We start from the raw sequence: 26,308 nt of genomic DNA on the forward strand, positions 1-26,308 counted from the left end.
TGAATAAGCAAAAAATGTAAAAATCGACTTGACGTCTACATTATTAAGGTAACTTTTTAGATAAATTGTTTTTATCCCCCTATTATTCCACAAAAAATGTCCGTAAAAGTATATATTTTTCAGAAGACGTTCGTAATTATTTTTTAAACTTAAACGAACTATAAAAATGATAGATTTCCTATTCAAAAGAAAAGTCCGTAAAAGTATACGTTTACGGACTTTTATCTTTATTTTATTTTGTTCAAACAGTGATTTTGCATATATTACCTTTTATTTGAGAGAGAAAAGAGTTGCATACTATTTGTAATATCTTTATTATATATAATCATGGTCAAAACGACTCTATAATAGTTTCGATGGAGGATATTATGAAATTTTCAAAAGCTACAAATTATGCATTGCATACGCTTGTTCATTTAGCGGCAGTTCCGAAAGGAAAAGCAATGGGTGTAAAACCCTTGGCTGAGTCACAGGGATTATCACAAGCTTATTTGTCTAAAATATTGGCTACATTAGTAAAAGGAAATTTAATTGAATCAAGTCCAGGTGTAGATGGTGGATACAAATTGCAAAAAGGAGCTAACGAGATTACGTTTCTTCATGTAATAGAGCTAATTGAAGGAAAGCGTACTATGTTTCAGTGTGATATTAATCACCATACTGAAAGTTCCGACTGCCTGATTCAACAGGTAATGGATGATGCTGAACACACACTTAAGCATTTTCTGACCACGAAAACGATTCAAGATATTGCAATGAAAGTGGATCATAGTGAAGAAAAACATATAACAAAAAACATATAAAATTTTTTAAAACTATAATAGACAAAATAACTCCATAATGGTTTTAATGAGGTGAACATAATGTTGATATATGATTGTACAATTATTGGTGGCGGACCAGCTGGCTTGAATGCAGCTCTTGTATTAGGAAGAGCAAAGAGAAACACGTTATTAGTTGATGAAGGTAAGCCGAGAAATGCTGTTACACAAGAATCACATGGTTTCTTAACGAGAGATGGTATCACGCCACAAGAATTTAGAGCCATAGCATATGAGGAGGTACTAGGATATCCTTCTGTAATGCATAAACAAGACAGAGTAGATACGATTCAACGAGATGAGAAAGGATTTTTACTTCAGACTCGTAAAGGAGAAACTGTAATTACTAAGAAAATCATCCTAGCGACAGGTTTAAAGGAAACATTGCCACCTATCCCTAATATTCATCAATATTATGGGAAAAGCCTATTCGTATGCCCATTTTGTGATGGGTGGGAATTACGGGATAAACAACTCGTGATTTTAGCAAAGGGAGATAGAGCTTTTCATTTAGCAAAAATGGTATATAACTGGTCCCAGGATCTTATCATATGTACAAATGGAGATAGTGACCTTTCAACAGAACAGCTATATCTGTTACAGAAAAAAGGGATACAAGTGTTGGAAAATATAATTACTGCCATTGAAGGGGATGACAGAAAAATGAATGCCATCACATTCCATAACAGAGAATCTTTGTCCCGACAAGGTGGTTTTGTCGATGTAGAGTGGACGCATGCTTCTCAACTACAAGATATTTTAGGTTGTGAAACCGACGAAAAAGGAGCTGTCAAAACAAATATAACCGGTCAAACTAACATCCCAGGAGTATTCGCTGCAGGTGATACTTCTATTATTGCTCCCTCCCAACTTATCATAGCTGCGAGTGAAGGGAGTAAAGCAGCCATAGGAGTAATGAAGGAATTGACGGATGAAGAATTTCTCGACTAAACATACAAAAGACAGAGCAAGGCGTTTATTCATACAATGAGTGTTCAGAAAGTCGTATATATTTTCACTTTTGGGTATGTTCTATTTTTAATAAATAAGGAATTGGAGCTTAGTATGGAAAATAATATTTTTGAACAGATGGCAAGAAGATATGATACAGAAGAAAGAATGAAATTAGCTAAAATTATAATTAAGGAAGTAAGACAAGAGTTACAAAATAGTACATCAAAATCTCTAATAGATTATGGCAGTGGTACTGGTCTAATTAGTTTGGAATTATCAGACTTAGTAGATTCTATTTTGTTGATTGATTCATCAAGACAAATGTTAGAGGTTGCGACAGCAAAAATTTCTCGCAGAGGTATCACCAACTCAAAAGTGCTTTATTCAGATTTTACAGAAAGAACTCCTAATCTTCAGGCAGATATAGTTTTAATGTCGCTAGTACTTCTTCATATTCCAGATACGACAAAAATTTTACAAGAACTATATACCATTTTAAATAAAAATGGCAAGCTACTTATAATTGATTTTGATAAACATGATAAGGTGAATCATCCAAAAGTTCATAACGGTTTTTCACATAAAGAACTGAAAAAAAGATTATTAGAGGTTGGATTTAAATCAACTGAAATCAAAACATTTCATTATGGTACTGGTATTTTTATGAATCAAGATGCATCCATGTTTATATCCAGTAGCATAAAGTAATTCCCCCCCCTTTTTTAGGTTTGTTTTTAAACTGTATTTGCGTTCTTTACAAAAGAAAGATGAGCTACTGTTTATTTGTTACGCACACCAAGTTGCTAGTCTATATAGGTGTTTTTCTCCTTATGGACTATATTTTTCTGGACGAGCATATGAATAAAAGGTGCGCTTTTTATGCATCTATTTGTCACTCAGCCCGAGGCCAAACACTGATAAATCAAAGATGTATAAAAAGCTGCATAAGTTATAATAGGAATCCTTTCTAAACCTCTTGCGTCGCAAGGGGTTCTTTTTGTAGTGTCTTCCGGAAAGAGACATTATGTTAACTAAGGTTGTATATGGTATACAGCTTAAAAAAACGAAAAACCAACCTCTGAGTCCTAAAGGTTGGTTTTTCTGTTTCATGAATGGTAATCAATAGTTAGCTGACGTTACAGAGCGTCTTGGGTAGTTTGCTCTTATTAAGATATTTTAATTCATATAAAAAGCAAATAACCCCTGAATAAATACATTCAAGAGTTATCTACTAGTTCAATCTATAAGCACGTGAGGTCTTTATAAATCATATGCCTGTTTTTAAAGTTATATAACTTCTTGTCAAACCACCTCTAAGTCCATTAGAAAGGTGGCGAGGTAGTTTGTTAGGTGTAATGGAGTATTAGCTAGGGAAGGACGCTATCTATCCATCTTGAGTAGCTTGCTCAAATGATAAAAAAATATTCAATTTAGGCAAGTTGCCTAATAAAGAATGAAAACATATAGTGTAGCCAAAAACCTCTTAGAATAATTTATTCTAAGAGGTTTGTCGATAAAAAAACATTCATGCCAGCTAGCTAAAGCTTATACATATAGTAAGAGATAATTTGACTAAAAAGGTGATTATTATTTTTCGGAAAATACCGGTTGTTCTTGTTGGAAGCTTATTATTAAGTATAGGAATTAATGGATTTTTAGTTCCTCATTATTTGTTGGATGGAGGAACAATTGGAATTGCTCTTATCCTTCACTATTATTTTGAATTTCCTACAGGTGTAACGATGATTATTTTGGGCTTCCCATTATGTTGGTTTGCTTGGGTTTATGAAAGAACTTATTTTTATAATAGTTTTTATGGGTTAGTTATTTCTTCTTTATTGATTGATTGGCTAGAGCCTATTAAAGACCAGTTTCAACTTTCTGTTTTTCCTAGTGTGATCTTTGGAGGAGTATGTATTGGAACAGGGATTGGTCTTATGCTTCGATACGAGACAAGCACTGGAGGAACAGATTTACTAGCCCAACTACTATCAAAAGCTTTTTCTTTGAACATAGGAATCATCATTTTAATTATAGATGGTTTGATCATAACAGCAGGTCTTCCTTTATTAGGACCTAAAACGTTTCTTTTTTCATGTTCGACAATTTTTATAGGTGGAATGACGACTTCGTTACTTACTAAAAAAGAATAATTTGGATTATAAAATGAGTATCTTCTATCCTCCGTTTTTTGCCCCTTCTTGATTTTTACAAATTAAAAAGGCTCTTACAACAACTTTGAGATTGACTAAAGGGTTCTTTTTTATGGTGGGTTACTAGAGAATTCATTATGTTAACTACGAATGTATATAATATACATCAAGAAAACAAGAAAGAAAGCTGCCAGGGAGGACAGCTTTCTTTCTTGCTGATAAGGTTGCAGTGGAAGACGCCGTTCAGGCATCTTGGGTAGTTTGCTCAAAATACAAGATTTTATGTATTTAGTCTTTAGAGTTAATTTGTTTTTTTAAATCAACCATTCTTTTTTGTCCCCATTCATACATCATTTCTACTATAGGTAACAATGTTATTCCTAGTTCAGTTATCGAGTATTCAACTCGAGGAGGAATTTCAGGGAAAACTTCTCTATGTATGATTCCATCTTCCATTAGTTCACGTAGCTGGTTTGATAATATCTTATGAGATATTTTTGGAAAGAGCTTTTGAAGGTCACTAAATCGATGTGGGCCTTCTACTCCTAAGTGCCATAAAATCACAACTTTCCATTTTCCACTAAGGATAGATAAAGTAAGTTCTTTTTCACAATTAAAATCGCCATTTAGTATCTTTTTTCTAATTTCTTCTCGCAATGTATCTGACATCAATCTCATTCTCCTTTTGTTCTTACAATAGTAACCTTTTAGTAACCTCCGCACAATAAAGTGCGTTCTTCACAGGCTACAAAGGCCAAGTTAAACTATGTTTAGGTTTTAAATAACTTTTATATTTCAGGAGGAAGACATACAATGAGTAAGAAAGCACTATTTATTATACCACCGGAACGATTCAACGAAGATGAATTATTTCATCCAAAAGAAGCATTAGAAAATGAAGGTATTGAAGTAACAATTGCAAGTACAAAAACAGGTGAAATCATAGGAGATTATCAAGGTAAAGTAGAATCAACTACTCTTTTTACTGATGTTTCATCTAATGATTATAATGCCGTAGCTGTTATTGGGGGGTCTGGCACAAACGATTATTTATGGAATAATCAAGACTTACAAACTTACTTAAAACAAGCTTACGAGCAAAAAGTTCTTGTAACTGGAATTTGTGCAGGTTCAGTTTCTGTAGTTCAAACAGGTCTTCTTGAAGGACGAACAGCAACATGTTATCCAGTAGATATACAGATTAATCAATTAAAAGATAATAACGTAAAATATGTCTCAGAACATGTTGTCGCATATAACGATATCATTACTAGTGATGGTCCAGATGGTGCAAAAGAATTTGGTCAAAGTTTAGTAAAAGCTTTGAGATAATTTTTAAGTAACAAAGAGATTTTAATTAGGATAGAACTTTCTTTAGATAATAGTAAACCCTCCTTTTTAAGGAGGGTTTACTATCGTTTAATTCCGATAACATGTTTTATGGTGCGACAAGAAGTCGCTTTCTTACAGCGTAGCTAACGCTACTCATCTAGAGTTCTACAAATATCTTTTATATATTTTTGATTTATAAACGTTTTGAACTCTTTACAAATACTCCGTACTGCATAAAAAAGGAGCTTAGTTACACTTCTTCTTTTTTATGATGTTTTTTAAGGAGAAACCGATAATTAATCCTGGTATTACACAAATCATTGGAAACCATACAGTTCCCAATAGAGTTTTGATGCGAGAATAATTCGATAAGGATATTAAATTTCCCCCATAAAAAAACTGTATGGAATAAATTCTACACAGTTTTTTTGAAATTCCTATTAGATTGTCAGCAACTCCAACAAGAGTCCTTTTTTAAAGTGGATTTTCAAATAATATCCAATGGCATTTTCCTAGTAGGTTTAGGAAATACTTGATCAATTCTACTGAGATCTTCTTCAGTAAACTCAATTGTTGCTGCTTCAGCATTTGCTAAAACATGTTCATCTTGAACTGCTTTTGGAATAGCGATGACGTTATTCGAACGGATGGTCCAAGCAAGAGCGATTTGTAATGGTTGGACATTGTATTTGTCGGCAATATCGTGAATAGTTGGATCGTTTAAAAGCTGTCTTCTTAAAGAGCCTCCTTGAGCAAGGGGACTGTAGGCCATGATTGGCATGTTATGTTCACGCTGCCATGGTAAGAGATCGAAGTCGATTCCTCTTGAACCTAAATGGTATAGCACTTGGTTCGTCACACAATTTTTCCCGTTCGTAGTGTTCCATAGCTCTTCCATATCAACCGTATCAAAATTAGAGACGCCCCATCTTAAAACTTTCCCTTCTTCACGTAGTTTTTCCATTCCTTCAATTGTTTCCTCTAAAGAAACACGTCCTCTCCAGTGAAGAAGATATAAGTCCAAGTGGTCTGTTCCGAGTCGTTTTAAGCTGTTTTCACATGCTTTTGAAATCATATCTAAACCTGCATGATGGGGATACACTTTTGAGACTAAAAAGACTTCATCTCTGAGTCCTTTAATGGCTTCGCCAACTAAGCGTTCAGAATCGCCATTTCCGTACATTTCAGCAGTGTCAATAAGTGTCATGCCCAATTCTACGCCGAGCTGCAAGGCTTTTATTTCTTTGTCTCTCACTTGGGGATTTTCCCCCATGTACCATGTTCCTTGTCCTACACTAGGTAAAGAAGTGCCGTCAGGTAGGGTTACCACGTGTTTGGCTAATGCATTTTTAATTTCCTCTCTTTTCTTCTCATCCATTAGGCTCGACCCTTTCTTTTATGTATCTGGTTATCATAGAAGTAGACTGTTAACGTCTCTACGTATAAAGTACGCATATATTTAGAATTCCCGTAACCAACAACTCCATTCTTTATTGCATGATATGGCCATTTCTGCTTCCGTCTGTGCAAAAAAACAAAGAAAGTGAGGATGGCCTATGAGTGTCTGACACTCATAGGCTATCCTCACCACTTCTATTCTAAACCAATTTATCAATCGATTTTGATATCAATGGATTAGATCAGATGAGCTCCTCCATCGATAAGAACGGATGTGCCAGTTGTAAACCCATTTTTCGCTAGATAAACATAGGTTTCAGCTATATCTTTAGGTTGAGCAACATGTCCGACAGGTAATTGCTTAGCAATCCCATGGTACATAACTTGTCTTTGATCTTCTGACATTCCGCCATAAAGAGGAGTGTCAACAATACCAGGTGATACCACGTTTACTCTGATAGGTGCCAGGTCTACTGAAAGTCCTCGTACTAATCCATCGATTGCTGAATTAATGGAAGCTAGAGTCGTTGCACCTTGAGGAGGACGTACACCATATACACCCGAAGTTAATGTAATAGAACTTTCATTATTCAAGTATGGAAGAGCAGCACGAACCGAAATATACTGCCCCCAGAACTTACTATCAAAAGCCTCTCTTACTGTTGCAACAGGCAGTTCGCTAAAGTGACCCATTGCGCCTTCACCTGCAGTCACCACTAGGTGATCAAATTTTCCAACCTTCTTGAAAAAGTCAGCAACCTTTTCTTCGCTACGAAAGTCGATTTCATACCCCTCTACGTTACCACCAATCTTTACTTTTGCGTCAGATAATTTTGAAGCAGAACGGCTAGCAATAATAACTTGGGCGGATTCATCGAGAAACGCCTTAGCAGCGGCTAAACCAATACCAGATGTACCTCCTAAAACAACCACTCTTTTTCCTTTTAATGATGACACGGAAATACCTCCTTTATTCATATGTTTGATCAACTTGCGAATTCTGATTAAAGAATCCGTAAGGTAAAAATATTTAAGTTTTTACATCACCATTGTTATTTAGCTAAAAGTTTTAGTGATTCACGATTGAATGCTGGAATGTCTTTTGGTTCTCGACTTGTTACAATATTTTTGTTGATGACAACTTCTTCGTCTTTATAATTTGCACCAGCATTTTTCAAATCGTTGCGAATGGATTTATAGCCAGTGATGTCGACACCTTTTAAAAGGTCTGTATCGATTAACACTTGTGGTCCATGACAAATAGCAAAAACGGGTTTTTCGTCTTGGATAAATGCTTTTGCAAATTCCCCAAAACTATCGTCTTCACGCAATAAATCTGGAGAGAATCCACCAGGTATAAGCAACGCATCAAAGTCTGCAGGATGAACTTCATCAATAGATTTATCAATTTTTACGATTGTGCCTTTTTTACCAGTGACTTCGTTACCTGATTGTTTGTCAATCGTTATAATTTCATGACCAGCTTCTTTAAAGGCTTGTGCTGGTTCAGTGTACTCCACATCTTCAAATAGGTTTGTTATAAGTGTAGCGATTTTTTTGCTCATGTTCATTAACCTCCTTAAAATCATAGAACAGAATTAAAAATATTCATTTACGTACGATGCTCTGATTATCTTCATTAGAAGTTGATTTTATCTCCGTTGTAAGCCGCAATATAGATTTTTTTCATATCCTCCACCGATACTTCTCGTGGATTGGATGGAGTACAAGGATCCTCAACAGCTCCTGCTGCCATCTGGTTCAGGTGTTTTTCAAATTCTGCTTCTCCCACACCAAATTCCTTTAGTGTTAATGGCAGGTTCAAAGATTTGTTTAAACGGCGGATGAGGTCTGTTAACGAGTCAATCAATTCGTCATCCGTATTTCCGGTTAAACCAAGCATCCTCGCAATATCCGCATATCTTGAGCTTTCCACCTTTCTATTATAATCAATCACATATGGCAAGTAGAGTGCATTTGCTGTACCGTGCGGAATTTCAAAAATGGCTCCGCTCTTATGGGCTAAGCTGTGGACAATTCCTAAAAATCCGTTGGAAAAGGCCATGCCGGCTATAGCCTGGGCATAATGCATTTCTGCCCTTGCCTGTTTGTCACCTACTGCGGATTTTTCAATATTTTCTACCACTTGCCTAATCGACTGCATAGCCAGAGGATCAGTAAAAGAGTTGTGCAGGGTGGATACATATGCCTCAATCCCATGTGTCAAGGCATCCATCCCCGTATAGGCTACAATCGAAGCAGGCATGGAATACGTCAGTTCAGGATCAACGATTGCAATGTCAGGCGTGATTTCATATCCAAAAACCGGATACTTCACGCCCTTATCATAGTCCGTAATAACGGAGAATGGAGATACATCACTGCCTGTTCCACTAGTAGTTGAAATGGCAATAAAGCGAGCTTTTTTACGTAATGTTGGCAGTACATTTGGAGCTTTGATTTGGTCAAACGGCAGTTCGGGATTTTCATAAAAAATCCACATCAGCTTAGCCGCATCAAGCGGAGATCCGCCGCCGGCAGCAATGATCCAATCAGGCTGGAATTCTTCCATCTTCTTGCCGCCGTTTTGAGCGGTTGTAATAGATGGATCGTTTTCAACACCTTCGATTAGTTGGGTCTCAATGCCTGCCTTTCGTAAATAAGTTTGGATTTTATCGAGATAACCAGATTTTTTAATCGATTGACCGCCAATAACAACCGTCGCTTTTTTCCCTTCAAGGTTTTTTAAAACTTCTAGGGATCCTTCACCAAAATAAACATCTCTCGGAATAGTAAATCGATTCATATGTGTAAATTCTCCTTTTCTGTGGTGAAATTAGCAACTTTAAGGTTACCTTATTCATTTTTTAAAAATAGAGTACGTCATAAGTGTTTCCTATCTTCTTAAATGTTACTAGTGAAAATACTCAGGTTCTCTCTTAACAATGGCCCTTACTATATCTTCTGCTTCGATTTCGAGTAATTTCTCCAAGAACCTTATGGTTCCTAATACTACTTGAATATCCCCATCTGTTTGAACGTCTTCCGATTTTTTTTGAACAATCAGTTCATTTATAACTTGTTTGAAAGCCTGGGTCTTTATAAGCCATTCTCCAATGAGTTCCTTTGTTGCGTCTTTCTCGCCTGCATTTTTCACTGCAAATAAACTTTCCATTTTTGTTTCTACGAGCGTTACGGAACCAAAATCGGAATCCATACGGATACGAAAAAAATTCTTTCTACTGTCATAATATCTTTCTTCTTTTAATAGAAAATACTCTATCCCTACTGTGATTTCAAAAAAGGGTTCTGTCTCTGTAGGATAATGTAGACCTCTTACATCAACACTTTTTACAACGTCTAAATAGGTCTCCAAACCATATTGGGTACTAATGATTTTTGCATCCATTACGTTCATGATTTCACTCCTTTTTTCACCTTGCGGATTCTTTTAATATTTAATCATCTTGTTTACTAAAATCCATCTCATATTAACTTAATCGCTTTTTTCAACTGCATGTCCACCGAACTCGTTCCGAAGGGCAGTAACCACTTTCCCTGTAAAGGTGTCATGATTTAAAGAACGGTAGCGCATCAAAAGAGACATGGCGATCACGGGAGTGGCTGCCTGCAGATCCAAGGTCGTTTCCACTGTCCACTTTCGTTCTCCTGAATAATGCTGTATAACTTCCACCTAACAAATGTATTTTATATTGTTACAGTTTATAAAGATTAGATTTATCTTAAATCCGATCGTGTTTTCAAAATACAAAGGAGAATTCTTTAATCCCCTATTAAAAGGCCTAATGTATATGTTCCTTTTCATCTTAACAATTGCCGCCTAAAAAAGATTGATGGCGGCATTGATGTTAGTATAATATCTACAACAAATAATTAAAAGTACGCACTTTTTTGTTATATAGTGTTTAAAAATTCACTTAGTATACTTTTATACACTATATGGTGTTGTGAGATTTTCAGTTAGAGGATTTAAAATAAAAAGATCTTCGTTATTTACGAGGATCTTTTGAAATTTCCTTAGAGTCATTATTTTAAAAATAGTTTTATCGACTCATGATAAATAAAGGAATATCCTTGGGGTCACGACTCGTTGTAATGTTTTTGCTTACTGCTGACTCTTTGCCCTTTCGTTTGTACAGGCATTTATCAAACCTTTGTGAATTGGTTTATAATGGGGATATACACAAGTATCAACATGAGGCTAACTAATATAAGCAAATATTAAGCTTTATTATTTAGAAGGATTTGCTTTCGGTAGTATAAGCGACCTATCTATACCAGATGTTTCACAAACATAGGACGCCTCCATAATAGCTGATGGATCTGTTGCTAAAACGACACTTTTTAATTTAGAAAAAAGAAACCTGTTCGTAATACAATAGATAACCTTCTTTTTTTTTCCTAAAAAACCGCCTTCTCCATATAAAAATGTGATGCTGATATTTAAATGATTGATAATACTATCTCCAACTTCATCAGGTTTTTCTGAAATGATCATGACAGATTTCCCATGATTTAATCCATCTAAAACATAATTAATCATTTTTGTCACTATATAAAAAACTGCCAGAGAAAGCATGGCCTGTTCCAATGTATAGACAACCGCCGCAATCGTAAATATGAAAGCATTTACGACTAATAAAAATGAGGCAATCGGAAATTGATAGTGTTGGTTAAACCAAATCGCCAGCATTTCAGTGCCATCTATTGCACCGCCAAATTTTACAACGATTCCTATCCCAACTCCTAAGATTACCCCACCATATAGAACAATTAATACTTCAGATTGAGTAATAGGGGGAATCGATTTAAATAGTATTAAACCAACGGTCGTAATGATGTTTGCATATAGAGTTCTAATGACAAAGGTTTTACCCACTTCTTTAGCTGTAAAAATTAAGATAGGAATATTTAAGCCCAAAAATACAAAATAAATTGGGATTCCCCATAAAGCATTGGTCATAATCGATAAGGCTGTTACACCACCATCTACTAGCCCGTTTGGTGCCAACATCGTTTCTAATCCCATAGCAACGATTGACGCCCCAAAAGTTAAAAAAACATACTCAACAAATTTTTTCATCATCTCACCTCAAAATATGTATTATTCTTGATTCCTTACTATAAAACAGTTCAGCTATAATCCTTTACAACACAGGAATATTATTTACCTTTTTCCAGATTGTACTCCTTTATTTCCCTTATGCACTGGATCATTGCAAATAAAAAGACCACAGGTCTTGACTTATTAAAAGTCTACTTGTGGTTTTAATCCCCTCTTTTTAGAACGATTGCTATTTAATAGACGCACTTTTATTGGCAGGAGTATCCATCACATTCTCCATATAATTTTTACCCCATTTATACATGGAATCTAGTATTGGCATTAAGCTTTTTCCTTGTTCGGTCAATGAATATTCTACTTTTGGCGGAACAACAGGATAGACTTTTCGTTCAACAATGAGGTCGTCTTCTAGCTCGCGTAATTGGTTAACAAGCATTCGTTGAGTAATGCCCGGCATAAGAGCCTTCAGCTCACCAAATCGCTTCGTTCCCTCTTTTCCTAAATGCCACAAAATCAGCATTTTCCATTTACCGCCAATAACATAAAGTGTTAATTCTTTTTCACAATTAAACATTTTGTCCTGCATACGTGACATTTGTTTCACCTCCACTTCTATATAGAATAACCCATAGTATACTTTTTAACACTATGTAAAAATAAAGTGCGTACTTTTACATTTTCAATATACGCATTATACTAACATGGTACCATCGTTACCAAGAGCATTGGTTACAGTTGCCAGGAGAAATGAAAGTGAGCAATGGGCATTATTACTACTGTGCAACAAACTTAAAAAATTATGAGGAGTGAAACATAGATGGAATTACAATTAGCATTAGATTTAGTCAACATTCCAGAAGCAATCGAATTGGTAAAAGAAGTAGAGGAGCATATTGATATCGTAGAAATTGGAACACCGGTTGTGATCAACGAAGGTCTCCATGCTGTAAAGGCAGTAAAAGAAGCATTCCCTAACTTAAAAGTATTAGCAGACCTGAAAATTATGGATGCTGCTGGATATGAAGTGATGAAAGCTTCTGAAGCAGGTGCTGATATCATCACTATTCTTGGAACGGCTGAAGATATGTCGATTAAAGGTGCTGTAGAAGAAGCGAAAAAACAAGGTAAAAAAGTCCTTGTCGATATGATTGCAGTAAAAGACCTTACTGGACGTGCTAAAGAAGTGGATGCTATGGGCGTGGATTATATTTGTGTTCACACGGGCTACGATCTTCAAGCAGTCGGAAAAAATTCTTTTGAAGATCTACAAACCATCAAAAGTGTGGTTAAAAACGCTAAAACGGCCATCGCAGGCGGCATTAAATTAGAAACACTTCCAGAAGTCATTAAGGTAAATCCAGACCTTGTCATTGTAGGCGGCGGGATTACTGGACAAGCTGATAAAAAAGCTGCTGCTGCCAAAATGCAACAAATGATCAAAGAACAAACGATTACAGCAGGTTAATCCTAAGATGCAGACGACTCAATATTTAGCAGAAATCTTAAAAGAGCTTAATCATTCAGCTAACTTAATCGCAGATGAAGAAGCTGAAAAACTCGTCAATGGGATACTTGAATCGAAAAAGGTTTTTGTCGCCGGTGCAGGCAGATCAGGCTTCATGGCCAAATCCTTCGCCATGCGGATGATGCATATGGGAATTGATTCTTATGTAATTGGTGAAACGGTAACTCCCAACTTTGAAAAAGAGGATATCTTAATCATCGGATCCGGATCCGGTGAAACAAAAAGCTTAGTCTCCATGGCTGAAAAAGCAAAAAGCATTGGTGGTAAAATTGCAACTGTCACGATATTCCCTGATTCCACTATTGGACAGTTAGCAGATGTCACCATTAAATTGCCTGGATCACCGAAAGACCAATCAAAGGGTGATTATAAAACCATCCAACCAATGGGCTCACTATTTGAGCAGACCCTTTTACTTTTTTATGATGCCGTCATCTTAAGATTTATGGAAAAAAAGGGATTAGATACCAATAAGATGTATGGAAAACATGCCAATCTTGAATAAAACATAGTCCTAAGAATGTAATAACCAAAAGACCGCAGACATTCTAAAGAAACTTTGCGGTCTTTTGGTTATTCTTTAAAACATCATTTTGTTATTATTAACAATTATTCTAAAATTTTTTAATAAGGAATGATATCATGATTTCACTAAAAGGAAAAACTGCTTTAATTACTGGGGCAGGCAGAGGAATTGGGCGTGCTACTGCGATTGCTTTAGCAAAAGAAGGAGTTCATCTAGGATTGATTGGATTAACGATGTCCAATCTTGAAAAGGTAACTGCGGAACTGGAGCAATATGATGTGAACGTTTCAGCAGCAACAGCAGATGTAGCCGATCTTGAAGCAGTCCATCATGCTGTTGAACACATTAAATCAGACCTAGGTTTTATTGATATTTTAATCAACAATGCAGGTATAGCTAAATTTGGCGGTTTTCTTGATTTAACTCCTGAAGAATGGGAAAAAATCATCCGAGTAAACTTGATGGGTGTATATAATGTAACAAGAGCCGTTTTACCTGATATGATTGAAAGGAAATCAGGAGATATTGTGAATATCTCCTCAACTGCGGGTCAAAAAGGAGCACCTGTTACAAGTGCTTACAGCGCTTCTAAATTTGCTGTTTTAGGACTAACGGAATCACTCATGCTAGAGGTAAGAAAGCATAATATCCGTGTAACAGCTTTAACACCAAGTACAGTTGCAACTGATTTGGCAATTGAAACCAATCTTATCAGTGGAAATCCTGAAAATGTTATGCAATCAGAAGATTTAGCAGAGCTGCTTGTAGCCGGGTTAAAGCTTCATCCAAGAGTCCTAGTAAAGACTTCAGGATTATGGTCAACTAATCCTTAATTTGAGAAGCGATCAACTCTTCTTGTCTATATTGGATAAGAAGCAGGAACCTAGTTGTACAGTGTAGCCTTTGTAAAGGATACTTTTTAAAAAATATTAGGTAGCCTGAAGAAGATGATCTCTGTATTATACAGGGGTCATCTTTTTTAGGTTCCAATGATATCTGTTATGGTTATAGTAAGTAATGTAATTGTCTATTTTACGTTTTAGTTCATCTAAAAACTCAATTAAGGAAAAGAGACTAGAATTATATCCATTTTCTAAAACGTATAGATTGAGATGATGGTAATTTATAACAAATTCCAAATTATCCAAACATATACCAATAATACTACTTGTTCTATAAGCGCTTCCCACGTAATGAAAAAGTTTACAAAGCTCCTAGAAAGACGCCTATAGATGAATTCTCTCGAAAACGATTAAGTATAACAAACTATGTTTTGTTAGAGGAAGAAGAACAGGGCAATAGCCGAACAGTTAAGGAAGCTTATGAATCACAATGTATATTTACACTGAGTGATTTTACAGTAGACAAGAAAGAAAACCTTATTTATCCAGAATCTCAAAGTGATATTCGTTTAAATTGGTGGGAAGCTGAGAAGATCCTAGAATATTTGCTCCTTTTAATATGATTTTATATTGTGCTAATAGGCTGTCATTATACCGATGTAAATGTTTCCTTTCGAAAAGCTATTTACTCACTAGCACGTTTCTTAGTATACTGAGTATGTTAATGAATTAAGAGTACACACTTTTACCGCATATAGTAATAAAAAGTATACTATGGGGGTAAAATAAGGGAGAGGTGAATTAAATGCCAAATTTAGGAGAGAAAACATTTAACTGTGAAAAAGAATTGACACTTTCAATAATTGGTGGTAAATGGAAAATGTTAATTTTATGGCATCTAGGTAAAGAAGGAACGAAGCGATTTGGTGAGTTAAAATCCCTTATGCCGGGTATTACCCAACGAATGCTTGTTAATCAATTACGCGAACTCGAAGATCATTTAATAGTACATCGAAAAGTTTATCCTGTAGTTCCACCTAAAGTTGAATATTCATTGACTGAGCATGGAAAAAGTCTTATACCGATTTTAGATGCTATGTATGAATGGGGCAAAGGTTATATTGTGAATGTATTGGAAGAGGAAACTGAAGAAAAATCAGCCACTTAGTAGAAAAAAGTTGCTTTTCATGATTTAAGACAATAATAACTTACCACGGTTAGCCATTATTAATCGTGGTTTTTCCCATGTATTTAAAGAGTAGAAACTATACTTCCTTATAGAAATAGTATTAAAAAGCCTTGAACAGTGACGGTTACATACTCGCTGTCCAAGGTCTTTTTACTTTTATAGTCATAGTATTAATTCCCACACTAGCTTACCTCGATATAACTATATGCAAATAAAGTGCGTACTTTTAAAGGCGAAATATACGTAATATACTGTTTTAGCAAAGCAATGCGAATCCACGTTAGCAAGTTGATGGATGGTACGAAAGGAGAGATTCTAATGGAAAATCTCAAAGGGAAACATCGTTGGGTTTGTGAAAGATGTTTAACATTTACCCATAATAATAAACAATGTCCACCATGTGGATATACCCATTTAAGTAAAATTAAAATTTGCTAATACACAGGAAGAAATAAACAAAATGCACCTGTAAAAACGGGGTAATGATAATCCTTGTATTTAGTTGATTAGAACTAGCTCAAGAAAGTGAGGAATTCCAATGGACTCTATGACGTTTGTATTATTTGGGGCAACAGGGGATTTAGCGAAAAGAAAAATCTATCCTGCCTTGTTTAATTTATATCTAAATCAAAAATTACCGAAGTCTTTTTCCATTATTGGCGTAGGAAGACATAATATTACTGATAGTGAATTTCAATCAAGGGTAGTAGATTCCTTGTATACATTTTCTAGACATTTGATAAATGATAAATCGAAAAAAGAAGCGTTTGCCAAGGCATTTCATTATTGTCAGTTAGATTTTACTAATACGGAAGGCTATAAGAAGTTGCTAGAACTTGTTCAACAAAATGAAAAAGACCAGAATATTGAAGAGAATAGAATGTTCTATTTATCAGTCGCCCCTGAGTTTTTTGACGTGATTGCCATGAACATCAGGGATAGTGAATTGGGCACAACAAAAGGATGGAAACGATTGATTATCGAGAAACCATTTGGACATGATGTAAAATCAGCCCAAGAATTAAATAAAAAACTAAGCAGAGCGTTTGAAGAAGATGAAATTTACCGCATCGATCATTATCTAGGGAAACCAATGGTACAGAACCTTGAAGCCTTAGCTTTTGCTAATCCTGTATTGCAATCATTATGGAACAATCGATTTATTGCCAATGTCCAAATTACGGCAAGTGAAATCGTTGGGGTTGAAGAAAGAGCTGGTTATTACGACAAAGCAGGAGCTATTCGCGATATGGTTCAAAATCACATGTTACAGCTGTTAATGATGACAGCCATGCATTTGCCTAAAAGGATTACTGCAAATGAAATTCGTAAGGAGAAAAGAAAAGTCTTGGAATCTTTACGTCCATTACAAAGGGATACGGTAGGTGTACATGTTGTCAGGGGGCAATATGGGACTGGAGAAATAAATGGCAGTCCTGTAGCTGCATATAAAGAAGAACCTGGCGTGGATGCTTCTTCGCAAAATGATACATTTATTGCGGCTCGTCTATGGATTGATAATTCCTTCTGGGATGGGGTTCCGTTTTATATCTGCACTGGAAAGAGAATGGCGGAAAAAGCAACAAAGATTGTCATTGAATTTAAAAATCCGTTAAAGGATTCGTATCCTTCTGAAATGGAACAGATAGAACCGAATCTATTAACAATAAATATCAATCCCAATGAAGGTGTATCACTGCGATTAAATAGCAAAAATCCAATAAATGGAGAAATGGAACCTATCACAGTAGACTTTTCTGCGAGTAAACAAGACGTACCCGAAGCGTATGAACTATTGTTATTTGATGCTCTCGTTGGGGATTCAACATTTTTTGCTCATTGGAACGAAGTAGAACTATCTTGGAATTGGGTAGAACCTATTTTAGAGGCATTTAAAGAAAATAGGGTTCCCCTTCACTCCTATTCATCTGGATCAATGGGACCAGAGGCTGCTCATCAATTGTTAGAAAAAGATGGATATAAGTGGTGGTAAAGTTACTAAAAATGCAATACAAACCAGAAAAGAATTTAAAGAAATATAAAGTTTTAGGAGGATTACTATGAAGGTTGGATTAATTGGATTAGGAAAAATGGGATTAAATTTAGGAAAAAATTTAATCGACCATAAACACGATGTGATCGCATTTGATTTAAATATAAGTGCGGTGGAAGAAATGAAAAAATACGGAGCCAATGGAGTATCTAATCTAAAAGACCTTATTCAAGTAGTAGAAAAACCACGAGTTCTTTGGATTATGGTCCCACACTCTGTTGTTGATTCAGTTATTCGTGAGATTACACCATTTCTAAGTGAGGGAGATATCGTGATTGAAGCTGGTAATTCTCACTATAAAGAATCCATTCGTCGTTATAATGATTTAAAAGAAAAAGGGATTCACTTTATGGATGTGGGAACTTCAGGTGGAATGGAAGGGGCTCGTCATGGGGCTTGTTATATGATTGGGGGAGATCCTGAAGCATGGGAAATTGTTGAACCTATTTTCCGTGATACTGCTGTAGAAAATGGATACTTCTATGCTGGAAAAGCAGGAAGTGGTCATTTCTTAAAAATGGTCCATAATGGAATTGAATACGGAATGATGGCAGCGATAGGCGAAGGATTCGAAGTATTAGAAAAAAGCGATTTCGATTTTAACTATGAGAAGGTAGCAAGAGTCTGGAATAATGGATCAGTTGTTCGCTCATGGCTGATGGAATTAACAGAACGTGCTTTCTCTAAAGATGCAAAATTAGACGAGATCAAAGGTATTATGCATTCTTCTGGTGAAGGAAAATGGACAGTTGAAGAAGCGCTTGATCTTCAAACAGCTACACCAGTTATTGCAATGTCCCTGTTAATGCGTTATCGCTCATTAGAAAACGATACGTTTACAGGAAAAGTTGTGTCAGCTCTTCGTAATGAATTTGGGGGACACGCTGTAGAAAAGAAATAACTGGGATAATAGTGGATATTTCAGAAGACGGTGTCTACCTTGTCTCTAAGATTGCAGAACTGTTCCGCGTACAGAACATTGATTCACAAATTATTGCGGCTTCTGTCAGACATCCGGATCATATGACGCGTGTAGCGCTTGCCGCCGGAGCTCATATTGCAACGATTCCGTATGCTGTCATTGAACAACTAGTGAAACATCCTTTAACTGAGCAATTAATTGAAAAATTTTCATCTTGTTAAAAAAACTGTCAAAAACTAAAATCATTTAACTGAAAACAAGTAATTAGTTGGAAGGGAACGTTAACTTCTTGAGAATTGTTAACGTTCTTCCCCATTAAGTGGATAGTGTTTATTTTGATATGACTAGGGGGTTAAGTATGATGGATTTATTAAATACTAAAGCAATTAAGACTACCCATGGTTTGGAACTATATGTAGATTTAATAGAGAATATTAAGATTACAGAACTTCATATTCCAACTGTATCTAACCCATAGATTTAGTTGAATTTACCCCTAAATGGGACGCATTAACCATGGGATTTTTTTCTTGTTTAGAGATTTTTCTCTCAGCAAAGTAGAAAATTCCATACAGATTCCTTTAAATGGGGTACTAAGTGCTATTCCTATTTATCATATGAATTTCCTAAATGAAAATAAGTCACACATTATAAGTTTGCTTGCTTCTATGAATGGTATCATTCATTTTAGGTTAACTAGAGATCACTAAGGTATCATCGCTACTGTTATGCATATTAGTAATAATCTGTCATGATCTACTCTTTTATATAAAAAAGAGAAAAACAATCTAATTTAAAGACCCATTGTTTTTCTCGACAAATATATAACCTCTACTATCTAGATATCCTTTTTTCAGATCCATATTTAAGTACTTTTTTTAGAAACACTATCTGATTGTATAACTCGTTCTTAGTAGGTAAATGCCTACACTTATTATAATCCGCAATTAAATATCTGATTTCCCTATAGAATAGGAGACGTTCATAATTATCAAGCATGTCCTCCCCTCCTGATGTTATTTCTTTTACATTACCCCTTTTCGACACATACTGACACTTGTTTTGCGATAAATCTGATTATGGTAACTAAAAATATATGAAGTATACAATATAGGAGTTGTGTTTTTGTAAGTAGAAGTAGCACTAAATACGTTATGTAAAAACAAAGGGAGTAAATCCTATGAATATTTCAATTTCAAATAATATAGAGAATGTTAATTGGTCAAGAATAAAAATTTGATAATGGTTCGAAAAAGAAAACTCGCCAAGAGAAGACTTTTCTTAATAAGTTAAAGCCTTCTTTTGACGAGTTTCTTCTATATTCCATTGTTTTTATTAAGACACGGATTTAAGATCCTCTGTTAAACGGAAAAAAGCTTCTTTATCTTTATTTTTTAAGGACTGATCAATTTCCTCAAGAATCTTACTCTTTTTGAAGTTATTCATCATTTGATCCAGAAACAATTCAGCCAACATTTCATCACGTAAATTTGGATTAACTCGATCCATTCCGTTAAGTGTATTATTTTCCATAAAACGTCAACCCCTTTATCTTTTCCTCTTTTGCAAACAGTATTCCCGTTTGCACTCTTTTTATGCAAGGTTGATAGATGAAGTGAGATATAGAATAATATGCATAATTACGCTCCTATCTCCTTCCAGATATGTTCATATGTCTTCAATTAGATAAAAAAAGATAAAAATTAAATCATGAAGATTAATATTTTATTATCTATACTTAACAACAACAAATAAACATTTCCACCTTTTAATATATATCAATCTATCTTCTCTTTACCTCTAAAGAAATTTTTGAATTCATAATAACTTAAAATAAAATTTATAACAATTTAGCTTAAGAGAGCTTTTATTAACGTAATCTTTATTGAAGGTAAAGAATAAATTAATTTTATATAGAGATGTAAATGTATAAACTATTTTATAAAAATTAAAGTTATACTATTTACTCTAAATGACGACAAATTGGTTATTTTTCTACAATTTGTATAACCAATGAAACTTATTTTTATAAAATGTTTTACCATTTACATATATTTTATTGAAACTTTTTATATTTAATCATCTCTCAATATGATATAACAAATTATTAATTAATATAGGGGTAAAACAATTGTTACTTATGACTGATATTTTTAGAAAGATTATCAACATTCAAGATATCTTAGATATGTTATCTATTTTATTGAAGAAATCTATTTGTAAATATATACAGGGAAATTAAATTCTATTAATAAAGATGACTGGCATATCAAAGGCGGTTATGTATTTGATATCTCGGTCACAACGGTAAATAAGTACATTAAACAAGAATTCTTACCAACGTTTCAAGAAGAATAACGGGGAATCAATAAACTATATGGGTTAATCAAAGGGACTATAGTTAGTTTAGAAATAATAATGTAAATATAATGCAGGTCGTAAAAAAAGCTCACCTTTTTTATAGGTAAGCTTTTGAAGGGGAATATCTATGAAAAAATGCTCTACAGCATGATGAACAACTAATTTATCATTTAATAGTGAAAAAAAGGTGAAAATTAAATATTTAGCCCTCTTTTTATCCATACTACTTTTGTTTGTTTCTTTAAAAGTGGGATTTTATTTCTAAATTTTCTTTTAAGCACCTCTACACTTGAACTGTACAATATTTTATCTTTTAAAAGGTTATTTTTATCTCGCTTTTTTAGTGTATACGCTGGATTAAACGATAATGTCATCTTATAAAGCATCTCATCTTGTTTCTCTATAATTGCTTGATAGGTTCCTAAATAATGACCCAAATGATTATAATCTCTAATTTTCCCCATCCATATATTCAATTTAATCACCAATTAACTAATAAGTTAGAAATTCAGATCTCATTTAACGTACTGTTACTAAAATTTAGTGAAATAGCCTTATAAACTTAATTCTCAATTCTTTTAATGATTTTCGCTGGATTTCCTCCCACCACTACATTGTTAGGTACATCTTTAGTCACTACTGATCCAGATGCAATAACAACATTGTTTCCTATCGTCACTCCTGGATTTATCACTGAACTTCCACCAATCCATACATTGTCTCCAAAAATAATTGGTTTTGCGTATTCCTTTCCTGAATTCCGTTCATTTGGATCAATTGGATGAGTTGCTGTATAGATATGTACACCCGGGCCAAGTAAACAATTATCTCCAAATCTCACTTCACAAATGTCTAGGATGACACAATCAAAGTTTGCAAAAAAGTTTTCGCCAACAAATATGTTATAGCCATAGTCAACTCTAATATTTGGTTCAACGTATACGTTTTCCCCAGTAGAACCGAATAAATCTTTTAATAATTTAATATGCTTATTACCTTCACTCTCTAAAGTTTCATTATATATTCTAACCTGCCTTCTAGCATGTTCTCGATCCTTTCTTAATTGTGGGTCTGCAGGATTATACATTTCTTCACCTAACATCTTTTCTTTTTCAGTCCTCATTATTTAAACCCTTTCTTTTAACCCCTACTTATATTGTGAATTCCAAACTAATTCCCAATTATAAATACATATTTTCTTAAACTAATCTGCCTCTTTGAGTAGCAATAAAATTCATTATATGTTGTTTTCCAGGTGCTGCGTGGATCGCTCCTTTTACTGAAGCAGTAAGTGCCCCACTTGCATTAGCAAAGGTAAGCAATTGTTGATGGTGTTCACTCACTTTTTGACATAGATTGTCACTAGATATATCAATTGAAAGCAATTCAGATAAAAAACCACCTATAAATGCATCACCTGCTCCGGTTGTATCTGAGACAGTTATTTTAAATCCTTTATCCTCAAATTGTTCTCCATTTTTCAAATAAATAATGGCTCCATCTTTTCCTTTTGTATAAACTACTACTTTTACATTGCCAACAAAAAGTGAGTTAATAGCTTCTCTTTCTTCTCTAACGTTAGTTATAAAAAATAGTTCTTCATCCGATACTTTCACGATATCTGCTAAAGGTAAAAAGTCTAGAATTGTTTGGCGACAGCTTTCTTTATCAGGCCATAAGGGAAGACGAACATTGGGATCAAAACTGACAATTCCCCCTATTTTTTGAAAACTATCTATTACTTTTACATGAGTTTGTTTCATTGGACTTTCGACTAAATCTACAGAACAAAAATGAAGAAGGTCTCCCTTATCAAACCACTCTACTTTCACTTCGTTTGGTAAAAGTAATAAGTCAGCTGAATTCTTTCTATAAAAACTGAAGTCTCTATCACCCAATTTATCTACAGATACGAATGCCAAACCGGTCTCTCCTTCATTACATCGAATAATGTAGGAAGTATCTACTCCATTTCCTTCAAGCACATCTACTAAATAATCACCAAAGCTATCATTAGCTATTTTCGTTAGCATTACAGAATTTCCCCCGTATTTTGCAATCGCAATTGCAACGTTCATAGGAGCTCCCCCAGCTACGCGTTCAAAACTAGTAACTTCTTTTAAAGACTTTTCTTTTTGAACAGGAATAAAATCAATTAATGTTTCACCAATACAAAAAACTTTTTTCAACATCCTCACCCCAAAACAATGAACAAGTGTACAAACACTTGTTCATTCATAATTTATTTCCAGATATCCTTTAACTTCCAATATGTTAACTCCTTAACTCTTACATCCTCGCCATCTGCAAACACTTCAATGCCTAATCTATCTTCAGATGGATAAATACGACTTGTCATAGTTGCTTGTCCTTCATTTGCAAATACTTCAATAGAAGATCGATCAATGAATATGCGTAAGGAAAGCTCTTGATTTGCTCTAAGAATGGTATTTCTCACACCATCTTCAGCTTTACCAGACTTAGAACAATCGAGTTTTAGTGTTTGTTTGTCCAAGTGATACGTTAATACAGTCTCCTCCTGGTTAACTCCACGAATTCTTATTCCAACAGACTGAGCGTTACAATTAGTTAAGTCAAACACAGCTTTTATTTCGAGTAAATCCTCGTTTGTTTCTATTAAATAACTATTAGAAATTACATTAGTAGGTGTATTATGTTCACCCTCGCGTAATAAGTTTAATTCTTCCACAGGATTCATTAGAATTTTATCATTCTCTCCTAAAGTAACTTCACGTGGCAATGTAAGTGCCCCACACCATCCATCTTCTTTTGTTGGCATATCTGACTCCCACATATCCATCCAACCAATAGCAATTCGACGTCCTTTTTCATCTAATAACGTTTGAACTGCATAAAAATCATGTCCATTATCTAACTCACTAAATGAGCCATGTGTAAATTCGTTTGTTTCGTAATTGTAATCTCCAATTAAATATCCCGTTTGAAATAAGTTGTTGTATAAATCCCCATCTTTTTTAATCCCTTGTGGAGAAATCATGAGAACGTGTTTTCCATCTAATTCAAAGAAATCTGGACATTCCCACATGAATCCAAGATTTTCGTTTCCTTGTGCCAATACACCAACATATGACCACGTACGTAAATCTGGAGAACCGTATAAAATTACTCTGCCCACACTCTCCTTGGTCGAATTTCCTACTACCATATACCAACTATCTTTGTGTTTCCATACTTTAGGATCACGGAAATGATGACTACTATCTATAGGTGGTTCAGGAATTACTGGATTTTCTGCAATCTTATGAAATGTGACACCATCGGTACTAACAGCAAGGTTTTGATTTTGATAAAATAGATCTTTTTCTTTGTCTATATAGTGATGACCTGTATAGATTAACGTTAATTCACCATCATTATCTACAGCGCTTCCCGAGAAACACCCGTCAGTATCACAAGCATCACCAGGAGCTAAAGCGATAGGCAAGTGTTCCCAATGCACAAGATCCTTACTCTTAACATGGCCCCAGTGCATTGGACCCCAGTTTTCATCGTATGGATGGTGTTGATAAAAGACATGATATTCTCCTTTATACTGTACTAAACCATTTGGATCATTAACCCAGTTGGCAGGTGCCATAATATGATAGCCTAACCGATAACGGTTATTTATTCCTTCTTTTGCGGTATCCAATGCTTCTTGCGCTTGTTGAAGTTTATTTATTGTGAACATTCTAACATCTCCTTATATAACTTGTTTTATGTCTTTTTCATTTACTTCTAAATCTTTAATTTTATTAGAATTTAATAAAGTGAACATTGAAATAATCGTAAAACAAAGGACCATTGTTCCTAGAATAAGATAAGTATGACGGAAACCTATTATGTCGTATAATTTACCTGCAAAAGGTGATAACAAAGATGCACCAATTTGAGAGGCAGCCTGAAATCCTACTAAATATAAAACGGAAGATAGACGTGTATCGAAGTTAGCTGCAAAATATTTAAAAATAGCAATCAACATAATGGGTAATTCTAATGCATGTATTAATTTCATTGAAGAAATACCGACGGGCCCTACTACAAGCCCCGACCCAATAATACGAAGTGCCATTAGAAGACCTGCTAATAATAGTCCGTTTTTGGCTCCAATTTTGTTTACAATAAAAGGTGCAATAAACATCATTCCAGCCTCTAAAAATACTTGAAAAGAACTTAAATATCCAAATACTTGATTCCCTGTAGCCTCAGTAGCAAATAAAGATGTGTAGTAAATTGGAAATTGCTGATCGTACACACTATATACACACGTTACTCCAATCACATACATCATCAAAAACCAAAACTTCTTTAAAAGAAAAAGTTGCCCAACATCCTTTAATTTAACGGACTCAGCTTTTTCCAATTCAAAGTTTGTGACTTCTATTTTTACTGATAAAATAATTGCAACTAAGATAATTGCTGAAACAGATGCCACCCAAAAGTTGATATTGGGATTAATATTAAATAGCTGACCTGCAAAAAAAGTTGCTGACGCCCAACCTAACGAACCCCACATTCTAGACTTTCCGTATTCGAAATCATATTTACGGCTAACTTTTTCAACATAGGTTTCAATAGCGCCAATACCCGCAGAAATACCAATGCCTAAATAAATGGCTCCCACAGCTGCACCTAAAATCACATTATATTTTAATAGTGGTCCATATATATAAATATAAAATGGTCCTACAAATACAAGCAGTAAACTAATAAAAGATAATATATTTTTCTTTAGGCCTATCTTGTCAGAGATATAACCATATACAGGCTGTATACACAATGCGAAGATAGCGTTTACAGAGAAAATCAGACCTGTGGCTGATCCACTTAAATTTAATTCTTGCTTTAACCAAATGGGAAATAAAGAGGCGCTAGAAGACCAAGTAAAAAAGAAAAAGAAAAAATATGCACTTAACTTCCAATAGAGAACTTTTGAACTTTTCATGTTTGTTGCTCCTTTAACTAGATATATAGAATCCTTGAAACAAAAACTGAAAGCACTTTCAGATTTATTTTATGTCAACCGGTTTCACAAGTCAATATTTTTATGTCAACCGGTTGACATTTATTTTTAAAATTACCCATACATAAGTATTGCTTTCGCAACAATAACCTAATTTTTTTC

25 protein-coding genes and 3 pseudogenes are annotated in these 26,308 nt (G+C 34.6%); 12 read left to right on the top strand and 16 right to left on the bottom strand.

Going from position 1 to position 26,308, the window contains the following annotated elements:
* Positions 1-368: 368 nt before the first annotated feature.
* From ACWATA_RS26860 to ACWATA_RS26875, 4 genes are all read left to right on the top strand, one after another.
* Entirely contained in the window at positions 369-803 is a 435-nt protein-coding gene (locus tag ACWATA_RS26860; RefSeq protein WP_205663410.1) for an RrF2 family transcriptional regulator, read from the top strand.
* Between the two features lie 60 nt (positions 804-863).
* Complete coding sequence (locus ACWATA_RS26865) at positions 864-1,772, top strand: NAD(P)/FAD-dependent oxidoreductase (RefSeq protein ID WP_308115329.1); 909 nt, start codon at positions 864-866, stop codon at positions 1,770-1,772.
* Positions 1,773-1,886: 114 nt separating this feature from the next.
* Positions 1,887-2,483 carry a class I SAM-dependent methyltransferase gene (locus tag ACWATA_RS26870; protein WP_047752072.1) on the top strand — a complete coding sequence of 199 codons (597 nt, stop codon included), beginning with the start codon at positions 1,887-1,889 and terminating at the stop codon, positions 2,481-2,483.
* Positions 2,484-3,343: 860 nt separating this feature from the next.
* Positions 3,344-3,928, top strand: coding sequence for a YitT family protein (locus tag ACWATA_RS26875; RefSeq protein ID WP_310876726.1), 585 nt, complete (start codon positions 3,344-3,346; stop codon positions 3,926-3,928).
* A 288-nt stretch (positions 3,929-4,216) separates the two neighbouring features.
* On the opposite strand, the gene ACWATA_RS26880 is transcribed toward ACWATA_RS26875, so the two are convergent.
* The gene (locus tag ACWATA_RS26880) at positions 4,217-4,597 is read right to left on the bottom strand and encodes a winged helix-turn-helix transcriptional regulator (protein ID WP_233335228.1); all 381 of its coding nucleotides are present in this window, start codon (positions 4,595-4,597) and stop codon (positions 4,217-4,219) included.
* Positions 4,598-4,741: 144 nt separating this feature from the next.
* Between ACWATA_RS26880 and ACWATA_RS26885 the strand changes: the two genes are divergently transcribed.
* On the top strand, positions 4,742-5,260 hold the full coding sequence (locus tag ACWATA_RS26885; protein WP_034655765.1) for a DJ-1/PfpI family protein: 519 nt from the start codon (positions 4,742-4,744) through the stop codon (positions 5,258-5,260).
* Between the two features lie 487 nt (positions 5,261-5,747).
* On the opposite strand, the gene ACWATA_RS26890 is transcribed toward ACWATA_RS26885, so the two are convergent.
* The 8 genes and pseudogenes from ACWATA_RS26890 to ACWATA_RS26925 all read right to left on the bottom strand — a co-directional run bounded on the left by ACWATA_RS26890 (position 5,748) and on the right by ACWATA_RS26925 (position 12,339).
* Entirely contained in the window at positions 5,748-6,638 is an 891-nt protein-coding gene (locus ACWATA_RS26890) for an aldo/keto reductase (RefSeq protein ID WP_233335229.1), read from the bottom strand.
* A gap of 257 nt (positions 6,639-6,895) precedes the next feature.
* Positions 6,896-7,615, bottom strand: coding sequence for an SDR family oxidoreductase (locus ACWATA_RS26895; protein WP_328102620.1), 720 nt, complete (start codon positions 7,613-7,615; stop codon positions 6,896-6,898).
* A gap of 95 nt (positions 7,616-7,710) precedes the next feature.
* Positions 7,711-8,223 (bottom strand): cysteine protease YraA, encoded by a 513-nt coding sequence (gene yraA / locus ACWATA_RS26900; RefSeq protein WP_047933744.1) that lies wholly within the window; start codon positions 8,221-8,223, stop codon positions 7,711-7,713.
* Positions 8,224-8,297: 74 nt separating this feature from the next.
* Positions 8,298-9,464, bottom strand: coding sequence for an iron-containing alcohol dehydrogenase (locus ACWATA_RS26905; protein WP_047933743.1), 1,167 nt, complete (start codon positions 9,462-9,464; stop codon positions 8,298-8,300).
* Positions 9,465-9,572: 108 nt separating this feature from the next.
* Positions 9,573-10,076: a hypothetical protein gene (locus tag ACWATA_RS26910; protein ID WP_217599642.1), complete on the bottom strand. Its 504-nt coding sequence runs from the start codon at positions 10,074-10,076 to the stop codon at positions 9,573-9,575.
* Positions 10,077-10,154: 78 nt separating this feature from the next.
* Positions 10,155-10,337 (bottom strand): annotated as a pseudogene (locus tag ACWATA_RS26915) (phosphogluconate dehydrogenase (NAD(+)-dependent, decarboxylating)); the annotation flags it as partial.
* A 573-nt stretch (positions 10,338-10,910) separates the two neighbouring features.
* A complete protein-coding gene (locus ACWATA_RS26920) occupies positions 10,911-11,762 on the bottom strand; it encodes a YitT family protein (protein ID WP_217599643.1) in 852 nt (283 codons plus the stop codon).
* A 211-nt stretch (positions 11,763-11,973) separates the two neighbouring features.
* Positions 11,974-12,339, bottom strand: a complete 366-nt coding sequence (locus ACWATA_RS26925; RefSeq protein WP_098278972.1) for a winged helix-turn-helix transcriptional regulator — start codon at positions 12,337-12,339, stop codon at positions 11,974-11,976.
* A 222-nt stretch (positions 12,340-12,561) separates the two neighbouring features.
* Here ACWATA_RS26925 and hxlA point away from each other — a divergent pair, with 222 nt between their 5' ends.
* The 3 genes from hxlA to ACWATA_RS26940 all read left to right on the top strand — a co-directional run bounded on the left by hxlA (position 12,562) and on the right by ACWATA_RS26940 (position 14,628).
* Positions 12,562-13,209, top strand: a complete 648-nt coding sequence (gene hxlA / locus ACWATA_RS26930) for a 3-hexulose-6-phosphate synthase (protein ID WP_217599644.1) — start codon at positions 12,562-12,564, stop codon at positions 13,207-13,209.
* Positions 13,210-13,216: 7 nt separating this feature from the next.
* On the top strand, positions 13,217-13,774 hold the full coding sequence (gene hxlB / locus ACWATA_RS26935; protein ID WP_217599645.1) for a 6-phospho-3-hexuloisomerase: 558 nt from the start codon (positions 13,217-13,219) through the stop codon (positions 13,772-13,774).
* 137 nt (positions 13,775-13,911) lie between these two features.
* The gene (locus ACWATA_RS26940) at positions 13,912-14,628 is read left to right on the top strand and encodes a 3-ketoacyl-ACP reductase (RefSeq protein ID WP_328102817.1); all 717 of its coding nucleotides are present in this window, start codon (positions 13,912-13,914) and stop codon (positions 14,626-14,628) included.
* A gap of 126 nt (positions 14,629-14,754) precedes the next feature.
* Here the strand turns inward: ACWATA_RS26940 and ACWATA_RS26945 are convergent.
* Positions 14,755-14,844 (bottom strand): annotated as a pseudogene (locus ACWATA_RS26945) (IS3 family transposase); the annotation flags it as partial.
* Between the two features lie 598 nt (positions 14,845-15,442).
* Between ACWATA_RS26945 and ACWATA_RS26950 the strand changes: the two are divergent.
* From ACWATA_RS26950 to ACWATA_RS26965, 4 genes and pseudogenes are all read left to right on the top strand, one after another.
* A complete protein-coding gene (locus ACWATA_RS26950) occupies positions 15,443-15,805 on the top strand; it encodes a winged helix-turn-helix transcriptional regulator (protein ID WP_233335235.1) in 363 nt (120 codons plus the stop codon).
* Positions 15,806-16,364: 559 nt separating this feature from the next.
* Positions 16,365-17,819 (top strand): glucose-6-phosphate dehydrogenase, encoded by a 1,455-nt coding sequence (gene zwf, locus ACWATA_RS26955; RefSeq protein WP_047933735.1) that lies wholly within the window; start codon positions 16,365-16,367, stop codon positions 17,817-17,819.
* Positions 17,820-17,886: 67 nt separating this feature from the next.
* A complete protein-coding gene (gene gnd / locus ACWATA_RS26960; RefSeq protein WP_473050466.1) occupies positions 17,887-18,780 on the top strand; it encodes a phosphogluconate dehydrogenase (NAD(+)-dependent, decarboxylating) in 894 nt (297 codons plus the stop codon).
* Positions 18,781-18,782: 2 nt separating this feature from the next.
* Positions 18,783-19,022, top strand: a pseudogene (locus ACWATA_RS26965) (transaldolase family protein); the annotation flags it as partial.
* A gap of 1,114 nt (positions 19,023-20,136) precedes the next feature.
* Here ACWATA_RS26965 and ACWATA_RS26970 read toward each other — a convergent pair.
* The 6 genes from ACWATA_RS26970 to ACWATA_RS26995 form a co-directional block, all read right to left on the bottom strand.
* Entirely contained in the window at positions 20,137-20,334 is a 198-nt protein-coding gene (locus ACWATA_RS26970; protein WP_237894333.1) for an IDEAL domain-containing protein, read from the bottom strand.
* A gap of 1,022 nt (positions 20,335-21,356) precedes the next feature.
* Complete coding sequence (locus ACWATA_RS26975) at positions 21,357-21,638, bottom strand: hypothetical protein (RefSeq protein WP_275037646.1); 282 nt, start codon at positions 21,636-21,638, stop codon at positions 21,357-21,359.
* Positions 21,639-21,724: 86 nt separating this feature from the next.
* Positions 21,725-22,285, bottom strand: a complete 561-nt coding sequence (locus ACWATA_RS26980) for a maltose acetyltransferase domain-containing protein (RefSeq protein WP_473050467.1) — start codon at positions 22,283-22,285, stop codon at positions 21,725-21,727.
* Between the two features lie 76 nt (positions 22,286-22,361).
* Complete coding sequence (locus ACWATA_RS26985; RefSeq protein ID WP_473050468.1) at positions 22,362-23,351, bottom strand: carbohydrate kinase family protein; 990 nt, start codon at positions 23,349-23,351, stop codon at positions 22,362-22,364.
* 53 nt (positions 23,352-23,404) lie between these two features.
* Positions 23,405-24,865 (bottom strand): glycoside hydrolase family 32 protein, encoded by a 1,461-nt coding sequence (locus tag ACWATA_RS26990; protein WP_275037731.1) that lies wholly within the window; start codon positions 24,863-24,865, stop codon positions 23,405-23,407.
* 21 nt (positions 24,866-24,886) lie between these two features.
* Positions 24,887-26,128: an MFS transporter gene (locus ACWATA_RS26995; RefSeq protein ID WP_473050469.1), complete on the bottom strand. Its 1,242-nt coding sequence runs from the start codon at positions 26,126-26,128 to the stop codon at positions 24,887-24,889.
* Positions 26,129-26,308 lie beyond the last annotated feature (180 nt).

It is taken from the genome of Priestia sp. USM5, from assembly GCF_058323215.1.

Bases quoted from the DNA above. Each gene is read 5' to 3' on its own strand.
- ACWATA_RS26925 (WP_098278972.1), bottom strand. From the start codon at position 12,339: ATGTCACGTATGCAGGACAAAATGTTTAATTGTGAAAAAGAATTAACA.
- ACWATA_RS26865 (WP_308115329.1), top strand. From the start codon at position 864: ATGTTGATATATGATTGTACAATTATTGGTGGCGGACCAGCTGGCTTG.
- ACWATA_RS26890 (WP_233335229.1), bottom strand. From the start codon at position 6,638: ATGGATGAGAAGAAAAGAGAGGAAATTAAAAATGCATTAGCCAAACAC.
- ACWATA_RS26970 (WP_237894333.1), bottom strand. From the start codon at position 20,334: ATGGAAAATAATACACTTAACGGAATGGATCGAGTTAATCCAAATTTA.
- yraA (WP_047933744.1), bottom strand. From the start codon at position 8,223: ATGAGCAAAAAAATCGCTACACTTATAACAAACCTATTTGAAGATGTG.
- ACWATA_RS26980 (WP_473050467.1), bottom strand. From the start codon at position 22,285: ATGAGGACTGAAAAAGAAAAGATGTTAGGTGAAGAAATGTATAATCCT.
- ACWATA_RS26860 (WP_205663410.1), top strand. From the start codon at position 369: ATGAAATTTTCAAAAGCTACAAATTATGCATTGCATACGCTTGTTCAT.
- ACWATA_RS26995 (WP_473050469.1), bottom strand. From the start codon at position 26,128: ATGAAAAGTTCAAAAGTTCTCTATTGGAAGTTAAGTGCATATTTTTTC.
- zwf (WP_047933735.1), top strand. From the start codon at position 16,365: ATGGACTCTATGACGTTTGTATTATTTGGGGCAACAGGGGATTTAGCG.
- ACWATA_RS26910 (WP_217599642.1), bottom strand. From the start codon at position 10,076: ATGAACGTAATGGATGCAAAAATCATTAGTACCCAATATGGTTTGGAG.
- ACWATA_RS26880 (WP_233335228.1), bottom strand. From the start codon at position 4,597: ATGTCAGATACATTGCGAGAAGAAATTAGAAAAAAGATACTAAATGGC.
- ACWATA_RS26870 (WP_047752072.1), top strand. From the start codon at position 1,887: ATGGAAAATAATATTTTTGAACAGATGGCAAGAAGATATGATACAGAA.
- ACWATA_RS26940 (WP_328102817.1), top strand. From the start codon at position 13,912: ATGATTTCACTAAAAGGAAAAACTGCTTTAATTACTGGGGCAGGCAGA.
- ACWATA_RS26950 (WP_233335235.1), top strand. From the start codon at position 15,443: ATGCCAAATTTAGGAGAGAAAACATTTAACTGTGAAAAAGAATTGACA.
- hxlB (WP_217599645.1), top strand. From the start codon at position 13,217: ATGCAGACGACTCAATATTTAGCAGAAATCTTAAAAGAGCTTAATCAT.
- ACWATA_RS26905 (WP_047933743.1), bottom strand. From the start codon at position 9,464: ATGAATCGATTTACTATTCCGAGAGATGTTTATTTTGGTGAAGGATCC.
- gnd (WP_473050466.1), top strand. From the start codon at position 17,887: ATGAAGGTTGGATTAATTGGATTAGGAAAAATGGGATTAAATTTAGGA.
- hxlA (WP_217599644.1), top strand. From the start codon at position 12,562: ATGGAATTACAATTAGCATTAGATTTAGTCAACATTCCAGAAGCAATC.
- ACWATA_RS26885 (WP_034655765.1), top strand. From the start codon at position 4,742: ATGAGTAAGAAAGCACTATTTATTATACCACCGGAACGATTCAACGAA.
- ACWATA_RS26920 (WP_217599643.1), bottom strand. From the start codon at position 11,762: ATGAAAAAATTTGTTGAGTATGTTTTTTTAACTTTTGGGGCGTCAATC.